The following is an 18,846-nucleotide window of genomic DNA, read 5'->3' on the forward strand; positions in this document are numbered from 1 at the left end:
GGGCGATGGGGCGTGTCTGTCAGGCGTCGAGCTTGAACGCCGCAACGCGGTCCAGACGGTGTTCGGACTGGCGGAGGAGCACGAGTGCGTCGATTGTCCCCTCGGCGGGAAGGGGCAGGGTGGCGGCGCGTGCGAGGGCGGGCTCGATGCCGGAGCGGTCGGGGCTGTTGGCGAGGGTTATGTGGGCGACGAAATCGTCTGCCGGTCGGGAGGGGTGCGGGTTGAGCGTGCGGTAGATGTCTCTGAGGGTGCCGGCGGGCTCGGTGGCGGGGAGGAAGGCGTAGTGACCGTCGGAATCCTCGCCGGGGATGGCAGGGCCGAACCGGACCGTGAAGGCGGGGCGGCGGGCGGCTTGGACGAGGCGCGCGGTGACGGCGTCGACCGGGTCAGCGGTGCCGAAGACGAAGGTGATGTGGGCGGCGATCCGGTTGGCGTGTTCGCTATGCTGGGTGCGGATGGCCTCGATCTGGGCGAGGAGAGCCGGGGCGAGGTGGGGGAAGGCGACGACGTAGAGCATTGGATTACCGCCCTTTCCTAGGGCCTCTTTTGACTGAGTCACGCGTCGGGTTATTGAGTTGGTATATTAGCCGTTCATCCGATCGCGTATTAGGCCCTGCAATCCGTCCAAGATCCGACCGCCGTCATCGTTTAGCCTCTTCCGTGCGTCGCGTTCTCGGTAATCTTTCTCGTGCTCAAACTCGAGCTCTGCCTCAAAAATCGCATCAAACAACAAATCTGCGAGGTTCTTTAGCGCATCGTCAATATCGGACTGCGCAAAAATCCCGAACCGCCTTCGAGCTATTTCGAAGTCCCGCGCGGCACTTCTCGCGGCATCTATGCGTCTGGCCGTCATAACCCTCTGGTACTCTTGATCGACGTCGCCGGAGGACAGTATCTTTTCCCGTTCCCATTTCTGTAAACCCAACTCTTGGAAGTGCTCTTCGATTTGAGTTGCGTTCATTTTGCGGAGCACGGCGTATCGCTGAAAGGGAGAAAGCGATGATTGCGTCACAGCATGAGCATCAATCGCTTTTTCCCAGAGGTCCGGGAGTAGTTCGAATTCGCGTTCGTTAAGCTTAACGTTCCGATCTAGCAGCTTGGCAACTTCGAATTTAATATGCTCAAGTTCCTGCAACTTCGCATGTTCTAGCTCTGTCAGCTGCCTTTTGAATTTCGCATCTAGCCATTTCTCAGCGAAGAGCTTGAAGAACCAGTAAGCGACGGTCACCAGAACGAAGCCGGTAGCGCCGACACTCGCCAAAACTCCAAGTGCTTGCAGAATTACTGCCCCCAATGTGCCCTCACCTCCGCTTCACAAAACTATCCAACACCTTCTTCGGCCCGGCCTTCTCGAAATCAATCGAGAGCTTGTTGCCCTCGACCGCCGTCACCGTCCCATACCCGAACTTCAGGTGAAACACCCGCTCGCCCACATCATACGCCGATGACGGGCCGGATGAGCGCGCCACCAGTTCCCCGTCGATCGTGAGCGGGCCCGGGCTCTTTCTGCCGGCCTGTTGGCGTTGGGCGCGTTGCCAGCCGGGGGTTTCGTAGACGCTGTCGAAGGGGTCGCGGGCGTCGAAGCGGGTGGCGGCGCGGCCGCCATAGGTGTAGCCGCCGTAAGAGGAGCCCGTGTCGGTGACTTCGACGGTGTCGGCGGGGAGTTCGTCCAAAAAGCGGGTGGGGATGGCGGATTGCCAGAGGCCGTGGATGCGGCGGTTTTGTGCCAAAGAGATGCGCGCGCGCTTTTTGGCGCGGGTGATGCCGACATAGGCGAGGCGGCGTTCTTCCTCCAAGCCCGCGAGGCCGGACTCGTCGAGGGCGCGCTGGTGGGGGAAGAGGCCCTCTTCCCAGCCGGGGAGGAAGACGGTGTCGAATTCGAGGCCCTTGGCCGAATGGAGCGTCATGATCGAGACGGCGTCTTCGGCGCCTTCGCCACTGTCGCGGTCCATGACGAGGGCAATGTGTTCGAGGAAGCCGCCGAGGTTTTCGAACTCCTCCATCGAGCGGACGAGTTCCTTGAGGTTTTCGAGCCGGCCCGGCGCGTCGGCGGATTTGTCGTTCTGCCACATGGCGGTGTAGCCCGACTCATCGAGGATCTGCTCGGCAAGCTCGAAATGGGGGATGGTGCGGGTGCGCTCGGCCCAGTCGTCGATTGAGGCAACGAGTTCGCGCAGGGTGGCGCGCTGCTTGGGCTTTAATTCCTCGGTGTCGACAAGCTCGCGGATGGCGGCCAAAAGCGGGATGTTGGCGGCGCGGGCGGTGTCGTGGACGATCTGCACCGTGGCATCGCCCAGGCCGCGCTTGGGGACGTTGATGATGCGCTCGAGCGCGAGGTCGTCGGCGGGCTGGGCGACGATGCGGAGATAGGCGAGCGCGTCGCGGATTTCGCGGCGCTCGTAAAAGCGCGGGCCGCCGATGACGCGGTAGTTCAAACCCAGCGTGATGAAGCGCTCTTCGAATTCGCGCATCTGGAAGGAGGCGCGGACGAGGATCGCCATGTCGTTGAGGTTTTCACCCTGGCGTTGGTATTGCTCGATTTCCTCGCCGATCTGGCGCGCTTCTTCCTCGCTGTCCCAGACGGACGTGACCGAGATTTTTTCACCTTGTTCGCCGACGTCTGTCTGGAGGGTTTTGCCCAGGCGGGATTCGTTGTGGGCGATGAGGTGAGAGGCGGCGGAGAGAATGTTGGAGGTCGAGCGGTAATTGCGTTCGAGCTTGATGGTTTTCGCGCCGGGGAAGTCCTTTTCGAAGCGGAGGATGTTATCCACCTCAGCGCCGCGCCAGCCATAGATGGACTGGTCGTCGTCGCCCACGACGCAGATGTTGGACGTGCTGACGCCGTTCTCGTCGATGGCAGGGCCGGCGCCGCCGCTGTTGGGACCTTTGGCGAGGAGCTGGAGCCAGATGTATTGGGCGGTGTTGCTGTCCTGATACTCGTCGACCAGCATGTAGCGGAAGCGATCGTGGAATTCGGCGAGGACTTCGGGGTTCTCGCGGAAAAGGCGGATGCCTTCCAATAGGAGATCGCCGAAATCGGCGGCGTTCAGGGTTTTGAGGCGCGCCTGATAGTCGGCGTAGATTTTCTGGCCCTTGCCGTTGGCGAAAAAGCCGGCGTCGGCGGGGGAGACGTCCTTGGGCAGGAGGCCGCGGTTTTTCCAGGCGTCGAGCATTCCGGCGAACTGGCGGGCGGGCCAGCGCTTTTCGTCGATGTTTTCGGCGGCGAGAAGCTGTTTGATCAAACGGATCTGGTCGTCGGTGTCGAGGATGGTGAAATCGGGGCGGAGGCCGACGAGTTCGGCGTGGCGGCGGAGAATGCGCGCGCCGATGGAGTGGAAGGTGCCGAGCCAGGGCATGCCCTCGACCGAGGCGCCGACCAGTTGCCCGATGCGCTCCTTCATCTCGCGGGCGGCCTTGTTGGTGAAGGTGACCGCGAGGATCTGGCCGCCGCGGGCCTTGCGGGTGGCGAGGATGTGGGCGATGCGGGTGGTCAGAACGCGCGTCTTGCCGGTGCCCGCGCCCGCGAGAACGAGCAGCGGCCCATCGGTGGTTTCCACGGCCTCGCGCTGCTCGGCGTTGAGCCCCTTGAGGTAGCCGGGCTCGCGCGGTTGGAGCTGGCTTGTGATGGGGCCGGAGGGACGATGTGGCGGGGCAGCGGTCATGCGGGGCGAGGGCTTCCTATTGGGGGCAGGCGCTCCGAGCCCGTCTCGAAGCGCGTGATGCCGGTCTGCAAATGGCATTTTTCTGCGCTCCGGTGCTCACGTACTTCACGTACGCTCCGCTCCGGTGCTCGAAAAGCACCATTTTCGACTCGGCCTGACGCGCTTCGAGACGGACTCGAAAAAAAGGGCTTGCGCCGAATCTCATTTTGTTCTCACCGCACATATATAGGCCGAATGGGGGCAAAAGTATATGCACAGGCGGGTTTGGGCACGGCAATCGGGTGAAGAAATCGCCTACGGATGTGGCATTGTTGGACGCACTGCGCCTGCCCCCTATCTCTGTCATCCTCGCGCTTGACGCGAGGACCCGCAGCGTTGCCGTGTCCCGAGCAGGAGTTGGGCGCACTGCGCAACCGCAAAGCCCCCAAACCCCGCTCAGGGTGCTTCGATCTTGCGGGTCCTCGCGTCAAGCGCGAGGATGACGGAGTGGGGGGAGATGTTGGCGCGCAAGCCTCTTGCGCAAAGCCGTAGAGCAGGCTCGTCGCCGGACAAGCGCTGCATCCGATTACCCTGAAGGTTCACGCTGTCACAAGAGTGTAGCGTGGGCTCAATAGAGACGGTTCCGTGATCCACACAATTTTATGGACGGGGGACCATCTTTATGTCCAAAGCCACTTTGCTGACGGCTGTCGCCGCGGGCCTTCTGGCCTCGGTTGCCATGCCGGTCAATGCGCAGGTTTTCAATCGTATCGCCAGCTTCGAAGTCGCGCTCAACGCGCCGGAAGCCGAGGCGACGTCTTCGGAGATCATCGCCGCTTCGGAAGACGGCATGACGATTGTCTATTCCGATAGCCCGGGCAGCGGGATCGGGTTTGTCGATATCAGTGATCCGGCCAATCCGCAGGCGGCGGGCTATGTCGCGGTGGACGGTGAGCCGACTTCGGTGACGGTGATCGGTGACAAGGTTTATGCGGGCGTCAATACGTCTGAGAGCTTTGTCGAGCCTTCCGGGCATATCGCGGTGATCGATATCGCGAGCCAGGAGATCGTGGGGACCTGCGATGTCGCGGGGCAGCCTGATTCTGTAGCCGGGTCGCCGGACGGATCTTTGCTTGCGGTCGCGATCGAGAACGAGCGCGACGAGGATCTCAACGACGGCGAAATCCCGCAGATGCCGGCGGGCAATGTGACCATTTTCCCGATTACCGACGGGATGGCCAATTGCGATGCGATGATGGAAGTCGATGTCACTGGCCTCGCCGAGGTCGCGCCGAGCGATCCGGAGCCCGAATTCACCGATTTCAACGCGAACAACGAACTGGTCGTCTCATTGCAGGAGAACAACCATTTCGTCGTGATCGATGGGGAAACCGGAGAGATCGTTTCGCACTTTTCCGCCGGTGCTGTCGATCTCGCCAATATCGACACCGAGGAAGAAGGCGCGCTGCGGTTTACCGATAGCCAGGAAGGCCGCGTCCGCGAGCCGGACGGGGTGCGGTGGATCGACAATGACCGCTTCGTCGCTGCGAACGAGGGCGACTATAATGGCGGGTCGCGCGGGTTCACGATCTATTCCAAGGATGGCGCGGTACTGTTCGAATCCGGGCCTGCGATGGAATACATCACTGTGACGCTCGGGCATTATCCGGAGGATCGTTCGGGCAATAAGGGCGTCGAGCCCGAGGGTATGGAAGTCGCGACGTTTGGCGAGGATACGCTGATCTTCGTTATGCAGGAGCGCTCCTCGGTGATTGCGGTCTATCGCGATACGGGTGGCGAACCTGAATATATCCAGTCGCTCCCATCGGGCATGGGGCCGGAAAGCGCTGTGGCAATTCCTTCGCGCAACCTTCTGGTTTCGGCCAATGAGGAAGACATGCGCGAAGATGGCGGCCCGGGCAGCCATGTGATGGTTTTCGAATACGGTGAAGGCGAAGCGGCGTACCCGACCATTGTTTCGGAGATGGTCGACGGGTTGCCGATCGGCTGGGGTGCGCTTTCGGGGCTTGTGGCTGGCGAAGAAGGGACGCTTTATGCGGTCTCGGACAGTGCCTATGGGGCTGAGCCGGCGATCTTCACCATCGATGCGCGCGCGCATCCGGCGGTGATTACGGGCAAGACGATTATCACGCGCAACGGCGTTCCGGCGCAGAAGATCGATCCCGAGGGCATCGCGCTCGACGGTGAGGGTGGGTTCTTCGTGGCCTCCGAAGGCCGGTCGGACCGGCTCATTCCGCACGCGATCTACCACGTTGGTGCCGATGGCGAGATCGAGGACGAGATCGCGCTGCCGGTCGAATTGCTCGATAATGAAATCCGCTTCGGCTTCGAGGGCGTGACGGTTGTCGGGGAGGGCGACGATGCGACGCTCTGGATGGCCGTGCAGCGCGAATGGCGCGATGACGAGAAAGGCTTCGTCAAGCTGGTCTCGTACAATCTCGACAGCGAAGAGTGGGGCGCGGTCAGCTATCCGCTCGACGCGCCGGTCAATGGCGGCTGGGTCGGGCTTTCCGAAATCACGGCCTTTGGCGACCATGTCTATATCGTCGAGCGCGACAACCAGATTGCGCAGAATGCGGCGATCAAGAAGCTCTACCGGGTGGCGGTGGCCGATCTCGCGCCGGGTGAACTCGGTGGCGAATTGCCGGTGGTTGCCAAGGAAGAGGTCCGGGATTTCATTCCCGACCTGCAGAGCTTTAACGGCTATGTCGTCGACAAGATCGAGGGCTTCGCGATTGCGCCCTCGGGCGAAGGGTTCGTCGTGACCGACAATGACGGTGTGGACGACAGCTCGGGCGAGACGTTCTTCTGGTCCATCGGGCCAGTCGAATAAGCGCTGCGCCTGGCGCAAGGCTCGGGGCCCGGGAGCGATCCCGGGCCTTTTTTGTTTAGCTATGCTCTTCGCGCGAATAGGCGACGAGCGCCTTGTTGAAGCGCGCGAGGGCGTCGACGTGATGGGCGTGGCCGACGAGTTGGCCGGTCTTCGCGTCGACGACCGGGAGGCGCGACCGGGATGTGGTGTCGAAGGCCTTGAGGGCGGCTTCGAGTGTATCGCGCGGGCGCAGAAAGGGCGTGTCGCGGGTCGTGTCGAAGTCCCGGTCTTCGTCCTCCGTGGGCGGGATCATGAAGTCGCGGACGCGGATGAAGCGGGCGGCGTGTTTGTGAGGGCCTTCGTCGAGGACGAGGCCGCGCGTATAGAGCTGCCAGTGGAAGAATGAGCGGCCCATCACCGCCTGGCAGAGGCCGGTCGAGAGAGCGACGGCGAGCAGGAGCGCCAGTGAGAAGGCGAAGCCGCCGGTCAGTTCGAAAATCATGACGGCGGTGGAGATCGGCGCGCCGAGGACGGCGGCGGCGACCGCGCCCATGCCGATGACCGCATAAAGGCCGACCGAGGATGCATATTGGGGGAAAACCGAGGTCGCGATGATGCCGAAGGCGCCGCCGGTCATGGCGCCGAGATACAGGGTGGGCGAGACCACGCCACCGCCGGCGCGCGAGGAGAGCGTGATCGCGGTGGCAACGGTTTTGCCAAAGATCAGCGCGACCATGAGCCAGAGGTCCATGGAGCCGGCGAGCGCGATGGTCGTCGCTTCATAGCCGACGCCCAGGACGTGGGGAAACCCCAGTGCGATCACCCCGACGAGGAGGCCGCCGATGGCGGGGCGGATCCAGATGGGCAGGCTGGTGCGCTTGGAGAGCCAGTCGCCGCCGATGAGTGCGGTCTGAAAGAGGATGGCGACTACGGCGCAAGTGATCCCCAAAAGCGCGAAGGCGGGAATCTCGAAGTAGGAGGTGATCTGGTAGTCGCCGATAATGAAGGCGGGGGCTTCGCCGAACCAGGCGCGCGAGATGACGGCGGCGATGACCGAGCCGATGACCAGCGGCACGAAGGCACTCATGGCGAAGTGGCCCAGAATGACCTCGTGGGCGAAGAGGACGCCGGCGATGGGGGCGTTGAAGGATGACGAGATCACCGCCGCGACGCCGCAGGCGAGAACGATGCGCCGGGCAGCGGCCGAGAGGTTGAAGGTCCGCGCGAAGATGCGCGAGACGGCGGCTGCGGCGTAGACGACCGGGCCTTCGCGTCCGGCGCTGCCGCCGGAGCCCAGCGTGATCGCGGAGATGGCGGTCGCGATGATGGCGTCTTTGGTCGAGAAGGTTTCCTGCTCCCGGGCGCGCAATTCGATGACGTCGGCGACGCCGCCGGACCGGCCGGGCGGGCGCCAGAAATAAAGAATGACGCCGACGACGATTCCCCCGCCGAGCGGACCAACGGCCGGCCACCACCAGGGGAAGCCGGCAAGGGCGGTGACGACGTTTTCCGAAGCCGTGCCCAGCCAGACGGACTGGGCGAGACCGATGGCGAGGCGGAACGCGATGCCCAAAAGGCCGCCGGCGAGGCCAAGGCCTACGGCCAGCGCCCAGAGACGGGGCTGGTGCAGCATCAAGAAACCGGCAAGGTGCGGGCGCACCCAGCGGCGCATGACGCCTATGACCTGTCGTGTCGTTTTACCCAGATGTACCATCCGCGAGCCCCGATCCCATTGGATGCCTCCCGTGATACGGCGGCTGTGGGGTGATCTCAAGGGTATGTCCGTACGTGTTTCAAAATAGCGGAATATCGGTGTGAAACCGGTTTCCAGTTGCCGGTGGGATATTCTAAAGTCCCGGTGCCGAACGTTTTTTAAGGAAGCCAGTGGCCAATCGCATCTACATCGCTATCGGTTCCCTGGCGATCCTGATCCTGGCGGCCGCCTTCATCGTTCCGCTGTTCGTTCCGTGGAACGACTACAAGGGCCGCATGGAGGCAATGGCGGCGGATGCACTCGGGCTCGAGGTGTCGATTGCCGGGGACATGGATTTCGTGCTGCTGCCGCAGCCCCGGTTGCGCATGCGGGAGGTGCGGTTGGGGCCGGCCGGGAACCCGCTTGCCGAGGCGCGGCTGGTGGAGGCCGATTTCTCGCTGATGGATTTTCTGCGTGACCGGTTCCGCGTGACCGAGCTGTCGCTGATCGGGCCGCAGCTCAACCTTACCGTCAATGCGCAAGGGGCGCTGGAGACGCCGATCACGCTGGCGGAGACGGCGAGCGCGTCCAATGTTTCGATCGAGAATGCGCGGATCGAGGATGGGGCCGTGAGGCTCACCGATATGCGCTCGGGCGAGAGCTGGCAGGCCGGGGCTTTCAACGGCGAGTTGCGCATGACGGGGCTGCGCGGGCCTTTTACGATGCAGGCTCTCGCGGAATTCGAGGGCGTTCAGTATGGTGTGCAGTTCGGCACTTCGACGATGAATGCTGAGGGGGCGATGCAGGTGACAGCATCCGTGCGCCCGGTGTCGGGCGCGTTTTCGGTTGCCGCCGAAGGGCTTCTCGAGACTGGTACCGTGCCGCGTTTCGAGGGCCAATTGCGCTATAGGCGCGCGGCGGCAGAAGATACGGCGGCAGGCGACGCAGTGTTGCGCAGTCCGGTCACCGCGGGACCCGATGCCATTGTGCTGGAAGACTTCGTATTTCTGCCGGACGAAAATCAGGCGACGACCCGGCTCACGGGAACGGCGACGATGGATCTGGGAGCGGAGCCGTGGTTCGATGCCCAGATTTCGGGCGGCGTCGTGACGCTGCTGCCGCCGGTTGTCGTGGAAGACGACACCGAGGCTCAGCCGTTCGAGCTCATACGGCTTCTGCGCACCATGCCGCAGCCGATCATCCCGCCGCTGCCGGGGCGCGTGAGCGTCGAGGTGGGTGAACTCGGTTTGCGTGGGATCGGGGTGCGGGATCTGCGGTTTTACGCGACGAGCGACGGCGAGGTCTGGACCGTCGAAGAGCTTTCGGGGCGGCTGTCCGGGGATACAACGGTTAAATTGACCGGGACGCTGGGACGGGCTGCGGGGTGGCCGGCGTTCGACGGCACGCTGGCGATGGCGTCGGGGCGGCTGGATTCGCTCTCGCTCATGTGGCAGCGGCCGCGGGATGCCGAGGCGCTTTTCGGCCTGCCGGGATCGCTCAACGCGCGGTTTCGGCTGGCAAAGGACGGATTGTGGCTCGAAGAGGGACTTTTCGCGCTCGGAGAAACGACGCACGAATTCGCTGCACAGATGCGGTTCGGGGATGCGCCGCGGCTCGACATCAACGCCGACCTTTCGACGCTCAATTCCAGACAGAGTTCGGCGCTTATCGCGCTCCTGCCACCGATCGATCCCGCCGGTCCGTTCGGGGTCAGCTTTCCCGAAGGGCGGCTCGATATCAGGGCCGAGGCAGGGGCGATTGCCGGGCAGAATTTTGCCGATCTGGCGCTTACGTCGCGCTGGGGTGGGGACGGGGTGACGATCGAGGGGCTGCAGGTCGAGGATTTCGGCGGCATGGCGCTCGAAGGATCAGGGCGCATGACGGGTACGCTTGCGGCGCCGGTGATTTCGGGAAGCGGACATATCGGGCTTGTGCGCAACGCGCGGGTGATCGATGCGGTTTTCGGCGGTGCAGCGGATAATCCCCTGCGCAGGGCGGCATACGCAAGTCTGCCGGCGGAGCTCGATGTCGTGCTCGATCCGCCAGGCGCGGACGGGGCCCAGTCGGTCAACGTCACGGGCCGGGCCGGGGGTGTCGATATCGAACTTACCGCGGGGCTTGCGGACGGCGTTGCGGCATATGATCGGGGCAGGATAACACTCTCGCTCGAAGCGATGGCGGACAGCGGCGCGGCATTGCTCGAACAATTGGGATTGGCGCCGGTCATTGCGGGTGTCGACGGCGCGATCCTGTCGGTCGATGTCTCGGGCGACCTGCGAGACCGTCTGGACGGAGAAATCACCCTAGAGGGCGGGGGGGAGCGGATCGACTATGCGGGGTCGTTGATGATTTCGGACCCGCGCGAAATTCAGGGGCAGGGTGAGGTTTCATTCCTTTTCGAGGATACCGCGGCGCTCATGGACCTAGCAGGCGCGGACGGGGTGTGGCTTCCCCGAATTGAAGGGGACGCGCAGATCGGGTTCGTGGGCACGGACAGCGTGACGATTGAGGGAATCGATGCGCTGGCGGGAGAGCGGGGGCTTTCGGGCCATCTCACTTACGCCACGCAGGCCAGTTCAGCGCTCTTGAGTGGCGCGTTGCGGTTCGAGGCGCTGGATGTCGAGACGCTGGCGGCGATGCTGGGCGGGCCGGCGGCGCTGATCAACACCATGCCTGGGTCGTGGCCGGACGGTCCGATTGCCATCGGGCAGACACCCCGGCAGGCGCGGGGGCGCGTCGCGGTGTCCGCGCCAGCGCTCTATGCGGGTGACGATGCTCTTATCGAGGCGCTGGCATTCGATTTTTCGTGGGAGGCGGAAAATATCAGGCTGCGCGGGCTTTTTGGAGAATTCGGCGGCGGTACGATCCAGCTCGATGCGGCATTGTGCTGCGCATCGGCGCTGCCAGACAAGAGCGTTTCGGGGCGCTTTACGCTCAATGGTGTGACGCTCGACGCGCTGCTGCCCGAGACACCGTCGGAGATTCTCGAGGGCACACTGACGTCAGGGGGCAGTTTTCAGGGGAGCGGGGACAGCTATCGTGCACTGATCGGTTCGCTTAACGGAGAGGGGAGCTTTTCGGTTTCCGGGCTTTCGGTGGGACGGCTCTCACCGGATGTGTTCGAAGCGGCGGCGGGGCTCGACAATCTTGTCGAGATCGAACCGCAAGCGCTCGAAGATATTGTTGTTTCCGCGCTCGATGCGGGCAGCTTCACGGCGGAGGAGGCCGGGGGGCTGTTTTCGCTCGTGGGCGGCGATATCGCGATCAGCAATCTCGCCATCGATGGAGACGACGCGCGGCTTCTGGGCGGCGGTACGCTCGATCTCGAAGGCTTGTCGCTCGACACCGAGGTTACGCTGGCGGCGACAGAGAATCCCGGTGGCAATGGGCTGATTACCGAAACGACTGGCCGGATCAGCGTCCTGCTCGACGGGCCGCTCGCCGCGCCAGAGCGCACGCTCGATCTCACGCAGATGGTCGATGCGATCCAGATGCGGGCGTTGGAAATGGAGCTCGACGAGCTCGAAGCGCTCAGGGCCGAGCAGGAGGCGCGCCAGCAGGCGCTTGCGGAGGAGCAGGCGCGACTGATGGAGGAAGAAGCGCGGCGGCAGGCCGAAGAACTCTTGCGGCAGCAACAGGAACAGGCACAGTGGTTGTCTCCCGAACAGCAGCAGGCGCTCGATGCGGTTGGCAGCGCGCTCAATGGGGATACGGCAGGGCCTGAAGGTGGCGCGCAGGGACCGCAGGACAAGGAGGTGCCCGTTCAGGGGCCGCTCGATCTGACCTTGCCGGAAGAAGCCGCTGAGGATCCGCCTCTGCCATCGGTCCTTACGCTTCCCGAAGGGATGTTCTTGTTTCCGCCTTTATGACGGGCTGCGGTACCATTCGAGCACGGTTACGCGGATGGCGGATGAAAGGTTCGCGGTTTTTCGGGACTCGTCGATCTCTTCGATGAGCCCGGTGAGGGGGATGCCGCGGGCAGCCGCTATCGCGTCGAGGGCGTCCCAGAATTCGGGCTCGAGCGCGATCGAGGTCCGGTGGCCGGCGATGGTGAGGGAGCGCTTTTGCACTTTAGAGCCTGCCTATAAGTGTTGGCGGCTTTTCGCTGACCCTACTTCTTGCGGAAGGAATCGAGGCTTACGACTTTTTCGCCCGTTCCGTCTTCAGGCTCAGCGTCGACCGGCGCTTCGGTTTCTTCGGACGGCGCGTCCTTCGAGGTGGCTTCGCTTGTGCTGGACTCGCCACCGTTGGCGACTTCGAACTGGAGGCCGAACTGGACCGAAGGATCGAAAAAGCCCTTGATCGCCGAGAAGGGGACGAAGAGCATCTCATTGATGCCGTCGAAGGATAATCCGACTTCGAAGCCGGTATCGGTGACCTTCAGATCCCAGAACTGGTTCTGCAGGACGATGGTCATTTCCTTGTCGTACTGTTCGAGCAGACGCTGGGAGATGCGCACACCTGGTGCACGGGTGACGAAGGAAATGAAGAAGTGGTGCTCGCCGGGAAGTCCCGTGCGGGAGACCTCATTCAAGACTTTCCGCACGACACCGCGCAGGGCCTCCTGGGCCAGAATGTCGTAGCGGATATGGTCTTCGGCCATGTTCAACCGGGCTCCTCGATGCTTTGCCGCCGATGCGCGGGGGTGCGGAGAATCTTCCGCGCATTTTTCATTCCGATTATATCGGAATGAAAGTGCTAATTTCATTTTATCACGTTCCCGAACCGGAAAAGTGGTGTCCGTCCCCGGATCGAGTCCGGAACATGCTTTTCCCAGGAACGCTTCTGAGTCCCCATACAGACCCAAAACCGGCGAAAAATTCAAGCAAAAGGAAAATGCAGGCTTCTGTTGCCAGGTGCCTGCGGACCCCGCCTACACCTTGCTAGAGGTGCAGGGCTTTTATTCGAAGCTGTCGCGCCGCATTACGCAGCGAGACGGGCCTCAGCATAGTTGTCGTTGGCAACTATAAGGTTCGGTCCGATAACGGTGGTACCATACCGAGCGAAAGCTGCACCCTTTACGCCCTCGTCGATCCTGTTTCGCCCCCATAAATACTCTTCTCGGAAGAGTAATGGTGGAGGCGCCGGGTACTGCCCCCGGGTCCGATGGGTTTATTACGATGGCCATTTATCGCCATAGCCGTTGCCGGCAGGTCTAATATAGGCGGGTAGGGGGGCGATGGGAAGGGGGAGGTGAAACCCTTTGGGGAAGTTTGGCAGTATGACCGGTACGTGCTTTTCCTCAGTCCGGGAACGCCGTATGACGGTTGCATGACCAATTCGACCGCGATCAAGATTCTCGCCTGGGCCATTTTTGCCGTCTTCCTGCTCCTCACGCTGGGGCCTGTCGGCTGGCGGCCGCATGTCCATGGCTTTGCCAATCTCGAACGGTTCGTGGGGTTTGCGGTCGCGGGATTCGTTTTTGTCCTGGCCTATCCCAGACGGACCATCCTCGTTCTGGCTGGCCTTGCGGCGGTGATCGTGGGACTGGAAAGTCTGCAATTGCTGCGTCCGGACCGACACGGCACGATTCTGGATGTGGCCTATAAATTTGCAGGGCTCGCGCTAGGTGTTGGCTCGGGCTGGATCGTGGCGCGGCTGATGATGCTCAGGCGCCGGCGGTCCTAGAATCAGATATTGTGGGTATATGAAGCAATATCTCGACCTCTTGCGGCATGTGATGGAAACCGGCGTCGACAAGGCGGACCGGACGGGGACGGGCACGCGGTCGGTCTTCGGCTACCAGATGCGGTTCGATCTTTCCGAGGGTTTCCCGCTCCTGACGACCAAGAAGCTCCATATCCGTTCGATCGTTTATGAGCTTTTGTGGTTTCTGCGTGGCGACACCAATGTGCGCTGGCTGCAGGAGCGTGGGGTGAAGATTTGGGACGAGTGGGCCGATGAGAACGGCGATCTCGGTCCGGTCTATGGCAGCCAGTGGCGCAGCTGGCCCGCGCCGGACGGGCGGCATATCGACCAGATTACGCAAGTGATCGAGCAGATCAGGGCCAGGCCGGATTCGCGCCGGCACGTGGTGACCGCATGGAACCCGGCGGAGGTCGACGATATGGCCCTGCCGCCCTGCCACTGCCTGTTTCAGTTCTACGTGGCGAACGGCAAGCTTTCGTGTCAGCTCTATCAGCGCTCGGCGGATATCTTCCTCGGCGTGCCGTTCAATATCGCGTCCTACGCGCTTTTGACGCACATGATCGCCGAGGTGACCGGTCTCGGGGTGGGCGATTTCGTCCACACGCTGGGGGACGCGCATATCTATACGAACCATTTCGAACAGACCCGCGAGCAGCTTTCGCGCGCGCCCAAGCCATTGCCGAGGCTCGAGATCAAGACGAGGCGCGATTCCATTTTCGATTTCGCGTTCGAGGATTTCGAGGTCGTCGGTTATGATCCGCATCCGCACATCAAGGCGGAGGTTTCGGTGTGAGGCGTATGGTTGCATTTGCGGTGCTGGCCGGGATGGCTGGCGGCGCGTTCGGGAACGATACGGCGGCAACGCTGGGAGCCGGGGGACTTGCGTTCGCGCAGAACGACAATATCGCCATGGTCAGCGAAGAGCTTTATCTCTCGCTCGACGAGGTCCGGGTGACATACGAATTCGAGAACCTGACCGATGAAGATCAGGAAGTTCTCGTTGCCTTTCCGATGCCGGATATCACGGGAGAGTATGAAGGTATCGTCGGGTATCCCTCGGACAACCCGGAAAACATCTTCGAGTTTTCTACGACATTCGAAGGCGAGCCTGTCGCGGCCGAACTGCATCAGAGTGTTTTCGCACTCGGGGTGGACCGGACCAAGGACCTGGTCAAACTCGGCGTTCCGCTCGCGCCGCACGTCATTGCGACCGAGGAGGCGATCAACGCGCTGCCGGACGCAGACAAGGCCTATCTGGCAGGGCTGGGGTTGGTCTCGGATATGGGGTTCGGTGAGGATGAACCCCATTATTTCCCCGCATGGACGCTCAAATCCGCCTATACGTGGACGGCGGTGTTCCCGGCGGGCGAAACCGTGACGGTGGAGCACCGGTATACGCCGGGCCTCGGGGGAACCGTGGCCGTCTCCTTCCTTTATGACGATGGCGGGCAGACGCTCGCGGATTACGAGCGGCGCTATTGCCTCGATCCGCCGGTGATCAACGCGGTGCGGCGCAATATGGTGTCGCCGGAGGATCCCTGGTCGGCGCCCTATACCGAAGCCTGGCTCGAATATGTGCTCTCGACCGGCCGGAACTGGGCCGGGCCTATCGGCACGTTCCGCATGATCGTGGACAAGGGGAGGCCCGAGAACCTCGTCTCGTTCTGCGGCGAGGGGATCGAGAAAACCGGGCCGACGACGTTCGAGGTCGTCTACAAGGATTTCTATCCATGGGACGATATCGAGGTGCTGTTCCTTGTGCGCCACGACATGAATTAGCGCATACTCTCCCCGCACTGCATGTTAAGAGGACCGATGGCCCCAACGATTAGACGCGCCGAACGAGACGATGCGGCGCTTGTGCTTGAGTTCATCGTCAAACTCGCGGACTTCGAAAAGCTCAACGACGAGGTGAGCGCGACGGAAGAGGATATCGTCAGGACGCTGTTCTGCGATGAGCCGCGGGTTTTTTGCGAGATCGCGGAAGTTAACGGCGAGCCGGTCGGGTTTGCGCTTTGGTTCTATACCTTTTCGACGTTCCAGGGGCGGCACGGGATCTGGCTCGAGGATCTTTACGTCGAGCCACATGCACGCGGGAACGGTGTCGGCAAGGCGCTGCTGGTCAACCTTGCCCGGCGCTGCAAGGCCGAAGGGTTGGGACGGTTAAGCTGGTGGGTACTCAACTGGAACGAGAGCGCCATTGCGTTCTATCGCGCGCAGGGGGCAGTGCTGCATGACGAATGGACGACCTGCCGGGTGAGTGGGCCGGAACTCGAGGCGCTGGCGGAGCAATGAGCGATATTTGCATTTCGATGATCGCAGCGGTTGCCGCCAATGGCGTAATCGGGGCTGAGGGCGCGATGCCCTGGCACCTGCCAAGCGATTTCGCTTTTTATAAGTCGGTAACCATGGGGAAGCCGCTTGTCGTGGGGCGCAAGACGTTCGAAAGCATCGGCAAACCGCTGCCGGGGCGGACAAATATCGTGGTGACGCGCAATAAGGACTACGCGCCTGACGGTGTTATTGTCGTTGGCACGCTTGAAGAAGGCATTGCACAGGCCAAGGCAATCGCGCGGCGTGACGGTGTGGACGAAATCTTTATCAACGGTGGCGCGGAAATCTACCGACAGGCGATGCCGATGGCCGATCGGTTATATCTGACGCATGTGCAACTTTCGCCTGAAGGTGATACGGTTTTCCCGGAGATTACGCCGGAAACCTGGGAGGTCGAGACGCTTTCGGATATTGTGCCGGGGGAACGGGATACGGCGGCATTCGTTGTTAAAGTTTACGACCGCAAACAAGGCTGAGCGCACGCGGGGCGTGATGAAAAACACGCTAACCACTTTAGCGCGTTCACATTCCGCCATCCGGTTTTCATTGATCGCGTGCATAGGGTCTCCTATATAAACCGGCACGCGTAAAAGACTTTCACGACAAACCGAAAGGGACGAAATGCCGTGGGAAGACAATAGGGGCGGGCTCAAAATCCGCAGCGGCGGGCCGTGGGGTCAAACGCCCGGCGGCGGTGGCGGCGGTGGGCCGCGCCGGCCAAGTGGCGGCAACAATACGCCGAACCTCGAAGATATCCTGGCGCGTGGACGCCAGCAGTTCGGGGGCGGTCTTCCCGGCGGACGCTGGGCGATCATCGGGGGTATCGCGGCGCTGCTCATTTTCTGGGCCAGCCAGGCGATCTACACCGTCGCCCCGCAGCAACTCGGCGTCGAATTGCTGTTCGGCAAGCCCAAGGCTGAATATTCCACGCCCGGACTGCATTTTCACTGGTGGCCGGTCGAGCGTGTGGAACTGGTCTCCATTACCGAAAACCAGACCCGTATCGGGAGCAGCGGTTCCTCAACGAGCGATGCCGGGCTGATGCTTTCGGGCGATCAGAACATCGTCAATATGAGTTTTTCGGTTCTCTGGAGAGTAGGGGATCCGAGGGCGTATCTCTTCAACGTGCGTCAGCCCGATCTCATGGTGCAGCAAGTTGCCGAGAGCGCGATGCGTGAGGTTGTCGGCCGCCGGACGGCGCAGGACGTCTTCCGCGACGACCGTGCCGGCATTGCCGTCGAAGTCCAGGGAATCACGCAGAATATTCTTAACAGCTACGGTGTGGGGGCTACGATCTCCAACATCTCGATCGAGAACGTCGCGCCGCCGACCGAAGTGGCCGACGCGTTCGACGAGGTGCAGCGCGCGCTGCAGGATGAGGACCGCTTCCAGGAAGAAGCCCGGCAATACGCCAATACGCTTCTGGGTAGCGCCCGTGGTCAGGCCGCTTCGATCCGCGAAAGCGCCGCGGCGTATCGTGATCGGGTGATCAACGAGGCCCAGGGTCAGGCCGCCCGATTCGTCTCGGTTTACAACGAATACCGCAACGCGCCAGAAGTCACGCGGCAGCGCATTTTCCTTGAAACCATGGAAGAGGTGCTCGGTGGGACAACCAAACTCATCGTAGAGGAGGGCGCGTCGGGCACCGGCGTTCTGCCGTATCTTCCGCTGCCGGAATTGCGGCCTGGGGGCAGTAGCACCGGGGCGGCCACATCGACCGGAGGTGACCAGCAATGAATAGGCTCGTAATCGTCGTCGTCGCACTGGTCATCGCAGCCTATGTGCTGATCTCCTCGCTTTTCGTCGTCAATGAGCGCGAGCAGGCGCTTGTGACACGGTTCGGTGAAATCACGCGGGAAATCCGTGACCCAGGGCTCTATTTCAAGGTCCCGACCGATTTCGTCGAACAGGTGCAATATATCGACAAGCGCCTGCTGCGTTACGATCTCGAACGGATCCGGCTCCAGGTGTCTGGCGGTCAGTTCTATATCGTGGACGCATTCATCACCTACAGGATCGTCGATCCTGTTGCCTTCCGCCAATCGGTGCTCGGTTCCGAGCAATTGGCCGAACAGCGTATCGCAACCCGGTTCGAAGCTGCGCTGCGTACGGTTTACGGCCTGCGCGAATTCGACGCCGCATTGTCCGAACAGCGGACCGAGATGATGCGCGAGGCGCGCGATCTCGTGGCTCCGGACATGGTCGAACTCGGCATCGAGGTGGTCGACGTGCGTATCCTCGTTACCGACCTGACACCGGAAGTGTCCGCGCAAACCTATGAGCGGATGCAGGCCGAACGTCTGGCCGAAGCCGCGCTCATCCGGGCCCGTGGCCAGGAGCAGGCGCAGATCCTTCGGGCGATCGCCGACCGCCAGGCGGTGGAAATCGTTTCGGCGGCCAACCGCGATTCCGAAATCATCCGCGGTGAGGGTGACGCCGAGCGCACCCGCCTCTTTGCGGAGGCCTTCGGGCAGGATGAGTCGTTCTTCGAGTTCTACCGCGCGATGGAAGCCTACCGTGTGGCGCTCGGGGACGGTTCGACCACGATGCTGCTTTCGCCCAATTCGGCGTTCTTCAGCCAGTTTGGATCCAGTGGTGCGTTGCCCGAACTTGGCGCACCGACCACGGGGCCGATCGATATCGGGGTTGAAGGTCCGTCCGAGCAGCCGATAGAGAGCCAGGATATCGAAGACCTG

Annotated in this window: 14 protein-coding genes, 1 other RNA gene and 1 pseudogene; 9 read left to right on the top strand and 7 right to left on the bottom strand. The window is 62.2% G+C overall.

What is annotated here, in order from left to right:
- Window positions 1-19: 19 nt before the first annotated feature.
- From LG281_RS17830 to LG281_RS17840, 3 genes are all read right to left on the bottom strand, one after another.
- Window positions 20-517, bottom strand: coding sequence for a 2'-5' RNA ligase family protein (locus LG281_RS17830; RefSeq protein ID WP_404403131.1), 498 nt, complete (start codon window positions 515-517; stop codon window positions 20-22).
- A gap of 66 nt (window positions 518-583) precedes the next feature.
- Window positions 584-1,294 carry a hypothetical protein gene (locus LG281_RS17835; protein WP_404403132.1) on the bottom strand — a complete coding sequence of 237 codons (711 nt, stop codon included), beginning with the start codon at window positions 1,292-1,294 and terminating at the stop codon, window positions 584-586.
- A 7-nt stretch (window positions 1,295-1,301) separates the two neighbouring features.
- Entirely contained in the window at window positions 1,302-3,740 is a 2,439-nt protein-coding gene (locus tag LG281_RS17840; RefSeq protein WP_404403133.1) for an ATP-dependent helicase, read from the bottom strand.
- Between the two features lie 583 nt (window positions 3,741-4,323).
- On the opposite strand from LG281_RS17840, the gene LG281_RS17845 reads away from it, so the two are divergent.
- Entirely contained in the window at window positions 4,324-6,495 is a 2,172-nt protein-coding gene (locus LG281_RS17845; RefSeq protein ID WP_404403134.1) for an esterase-like activity of phytase family protein, read from the top strand.
- Window positions 6,496-6,550: 55 nt separating this feature from the next.
- Here the strand turns inward: LG281_RS17845 and LG281_RS17850 are convergent, their stop codons facing one another.
- Window positions 6,551-8,188, bottom strand: a complete 1,638-nt coding sequence (locus LG281_RS17850; protein WP_404403135.1) for a chloride channel protein — start codon at window positions 8,186-8,188, stop codon at window positions 6,551-6,553.
- A gap of 170 nt (window positions 8,189-8,358) precedes the next feature.
- Between LG281_RS17850 and LG281_RS17855 the strand changes: the two genes are divergently transcribed.
- Window positions 8,359-12,036: an AsmA family protein gene (locus LG281_RS17855; RefSeq protein WP_404403136.1), complete on the top strand. Its 3,678-nt coding sequence runs from the start codon at window positions 8,359-8,361 to the stop codon at window positions 12,034-12,036.
- On the opposite strand, the gene LG281_RS17860 is transcribed toward LG281_RS17855, so the two are convergent.
- The 3 genes from LG281_RS17860 to ssrA all read right to left on the bottom strand — a co-directional run bounded on the left by LG281_RS17860 (window position 12,031) and on the right by ssrA (window position 13,357).
- The gene (locus tag LG281_RS17860) at window positions 12,031-12,237 is read right to left on the bottom strand and encodes a ribbon-helix-helix domain-containing protein (RefSeq protein ID WP_404403137.1); all 207 of its coding nucleotides are present in this window, start codon (window positions 12,235-12,237) and stop codon (window positions 12,031-12,033) included. The two genes, LG281_RS17855 and LG281_RS17860, sit on opposite strands and share 6 nt — an antisense overlap.
- Before the next feature lie 41 nt (window positions 12,238-12,278).
- On the bottom strand, window positions 12,279-12,770 hold the full coding sequence (locus tag LG281_RS17865; protein WP_404403138.1) for an SspB family protein: 492 nt from the start codon (window positions 12,768-12,770) through the stop codon (window positions 12,279-12,281).
- A 232-nt stretch (window positions 12,771-13,002) separates the two neighbouring features.
- Window positions 13,003-13,357: a transfer-messenger RNA gene (ssrA, locus tag LG281_RS17870) on the bottom strand.
- Between the two features lie 81 nt (window positions 13,358-13,438).
- Here ssrA and LG281_RS17875 point away from each other — a divergent pair.
- The 7 genes and pseudogenes from LG281_RS17875 to hflC form a co-directional block, all read left to right on the top strand.
- Entirely contained in the window at window positions 13,439-13,795 is a 357-nt protein-coding gene (locus LG281_RS17875; RefSeq protein WP_404403139.1) for a VanZ family protein, read from the top strand.
- A gap of 19 nt (window positions 13,796-13,814) precedes the next feature.
- Window positions 13,815-14,609, top strand: coding sequence for a thymidylate synthase (locus LG281_RS17880; protein WP_404403140.1), 795 nt, complete (start codon window positions 13,815-13,817; stop codon window positions 14,607-14,609).
- Window positions 14,610-14,614: 5 nt separating this feature from the next.
- The gene (locus tag LG281_RS17885) at window positions 14,615-15,595 is read left to right on the top strand and encodes a DUF4424 domain-containing protein (protein WP_404406816.1); all 981 of its coding nucleotides are present in this window, start codon (window positions 14,615-14,617) and stop codon (window positions 15,593-15,595) included.
- A gap of 36 nt (window positions 15,596-15,631) precedes the next feature.
- A complete protein-coding gene (locus tag LG281_RS17890; RefSeq protein ID WP_404403141.1) occupies window positions 15,632-16,111 on the top strand; it encodes a GNAT family N-acetyltransferase in 480 nt (159 codons plus the stop codon).
- Window positions 16,108-16,626 carry a dihydrofolate reductase gene (locus LG281_RS17895; protein ID WP_404403142.1) on the top strand — a complete coding sequence of 173 codons (519 nt, stop codon included), beginning with the start codon at window positions 16,108-16,110 and terminating at the stop codon, window positions 16,624-16,626. Before LG281_RS17890 ends, LG281_RS17895 begins: the two co-directional genes overlap by 4 nt.
- A 145-nt stretch (window positions 16,627-16,771) precedes the next feature.
- Window positions 16,772-17,887: an FtsH protease activity modulator HflK gene (gene hflK / locus LG281_RS17900; protein WP_404403143.1), complete on the top strand. Its 1,116-nt coding sequence runs from the start codon at window positions 16,772-16,774 to the stop codon at window positions 17,885-17,887.
- Window positions 17,884-18,783 (top strand): annotated as a pseudogene (gene hflC / locus LG281_RS17905) (protease modulator HflC); the annotation flags it as partial. The gene hflK and the pseudogene hflC, both read left to right, overlap by 4 nt.
- Window positions 18,784-18,846 lie beyond the last annotated feature (63 nt).

Source organism: Pelagibacterium halotolerans, from assembly GCF_044811015.1.
Classification (GTDB): Bacteria; Pseudomonadota; Alphaproteobacteria; order Rhizobiales; family Devosiaceae; genus Pelagibacterium; species Pelagibacterium halotolerans_A.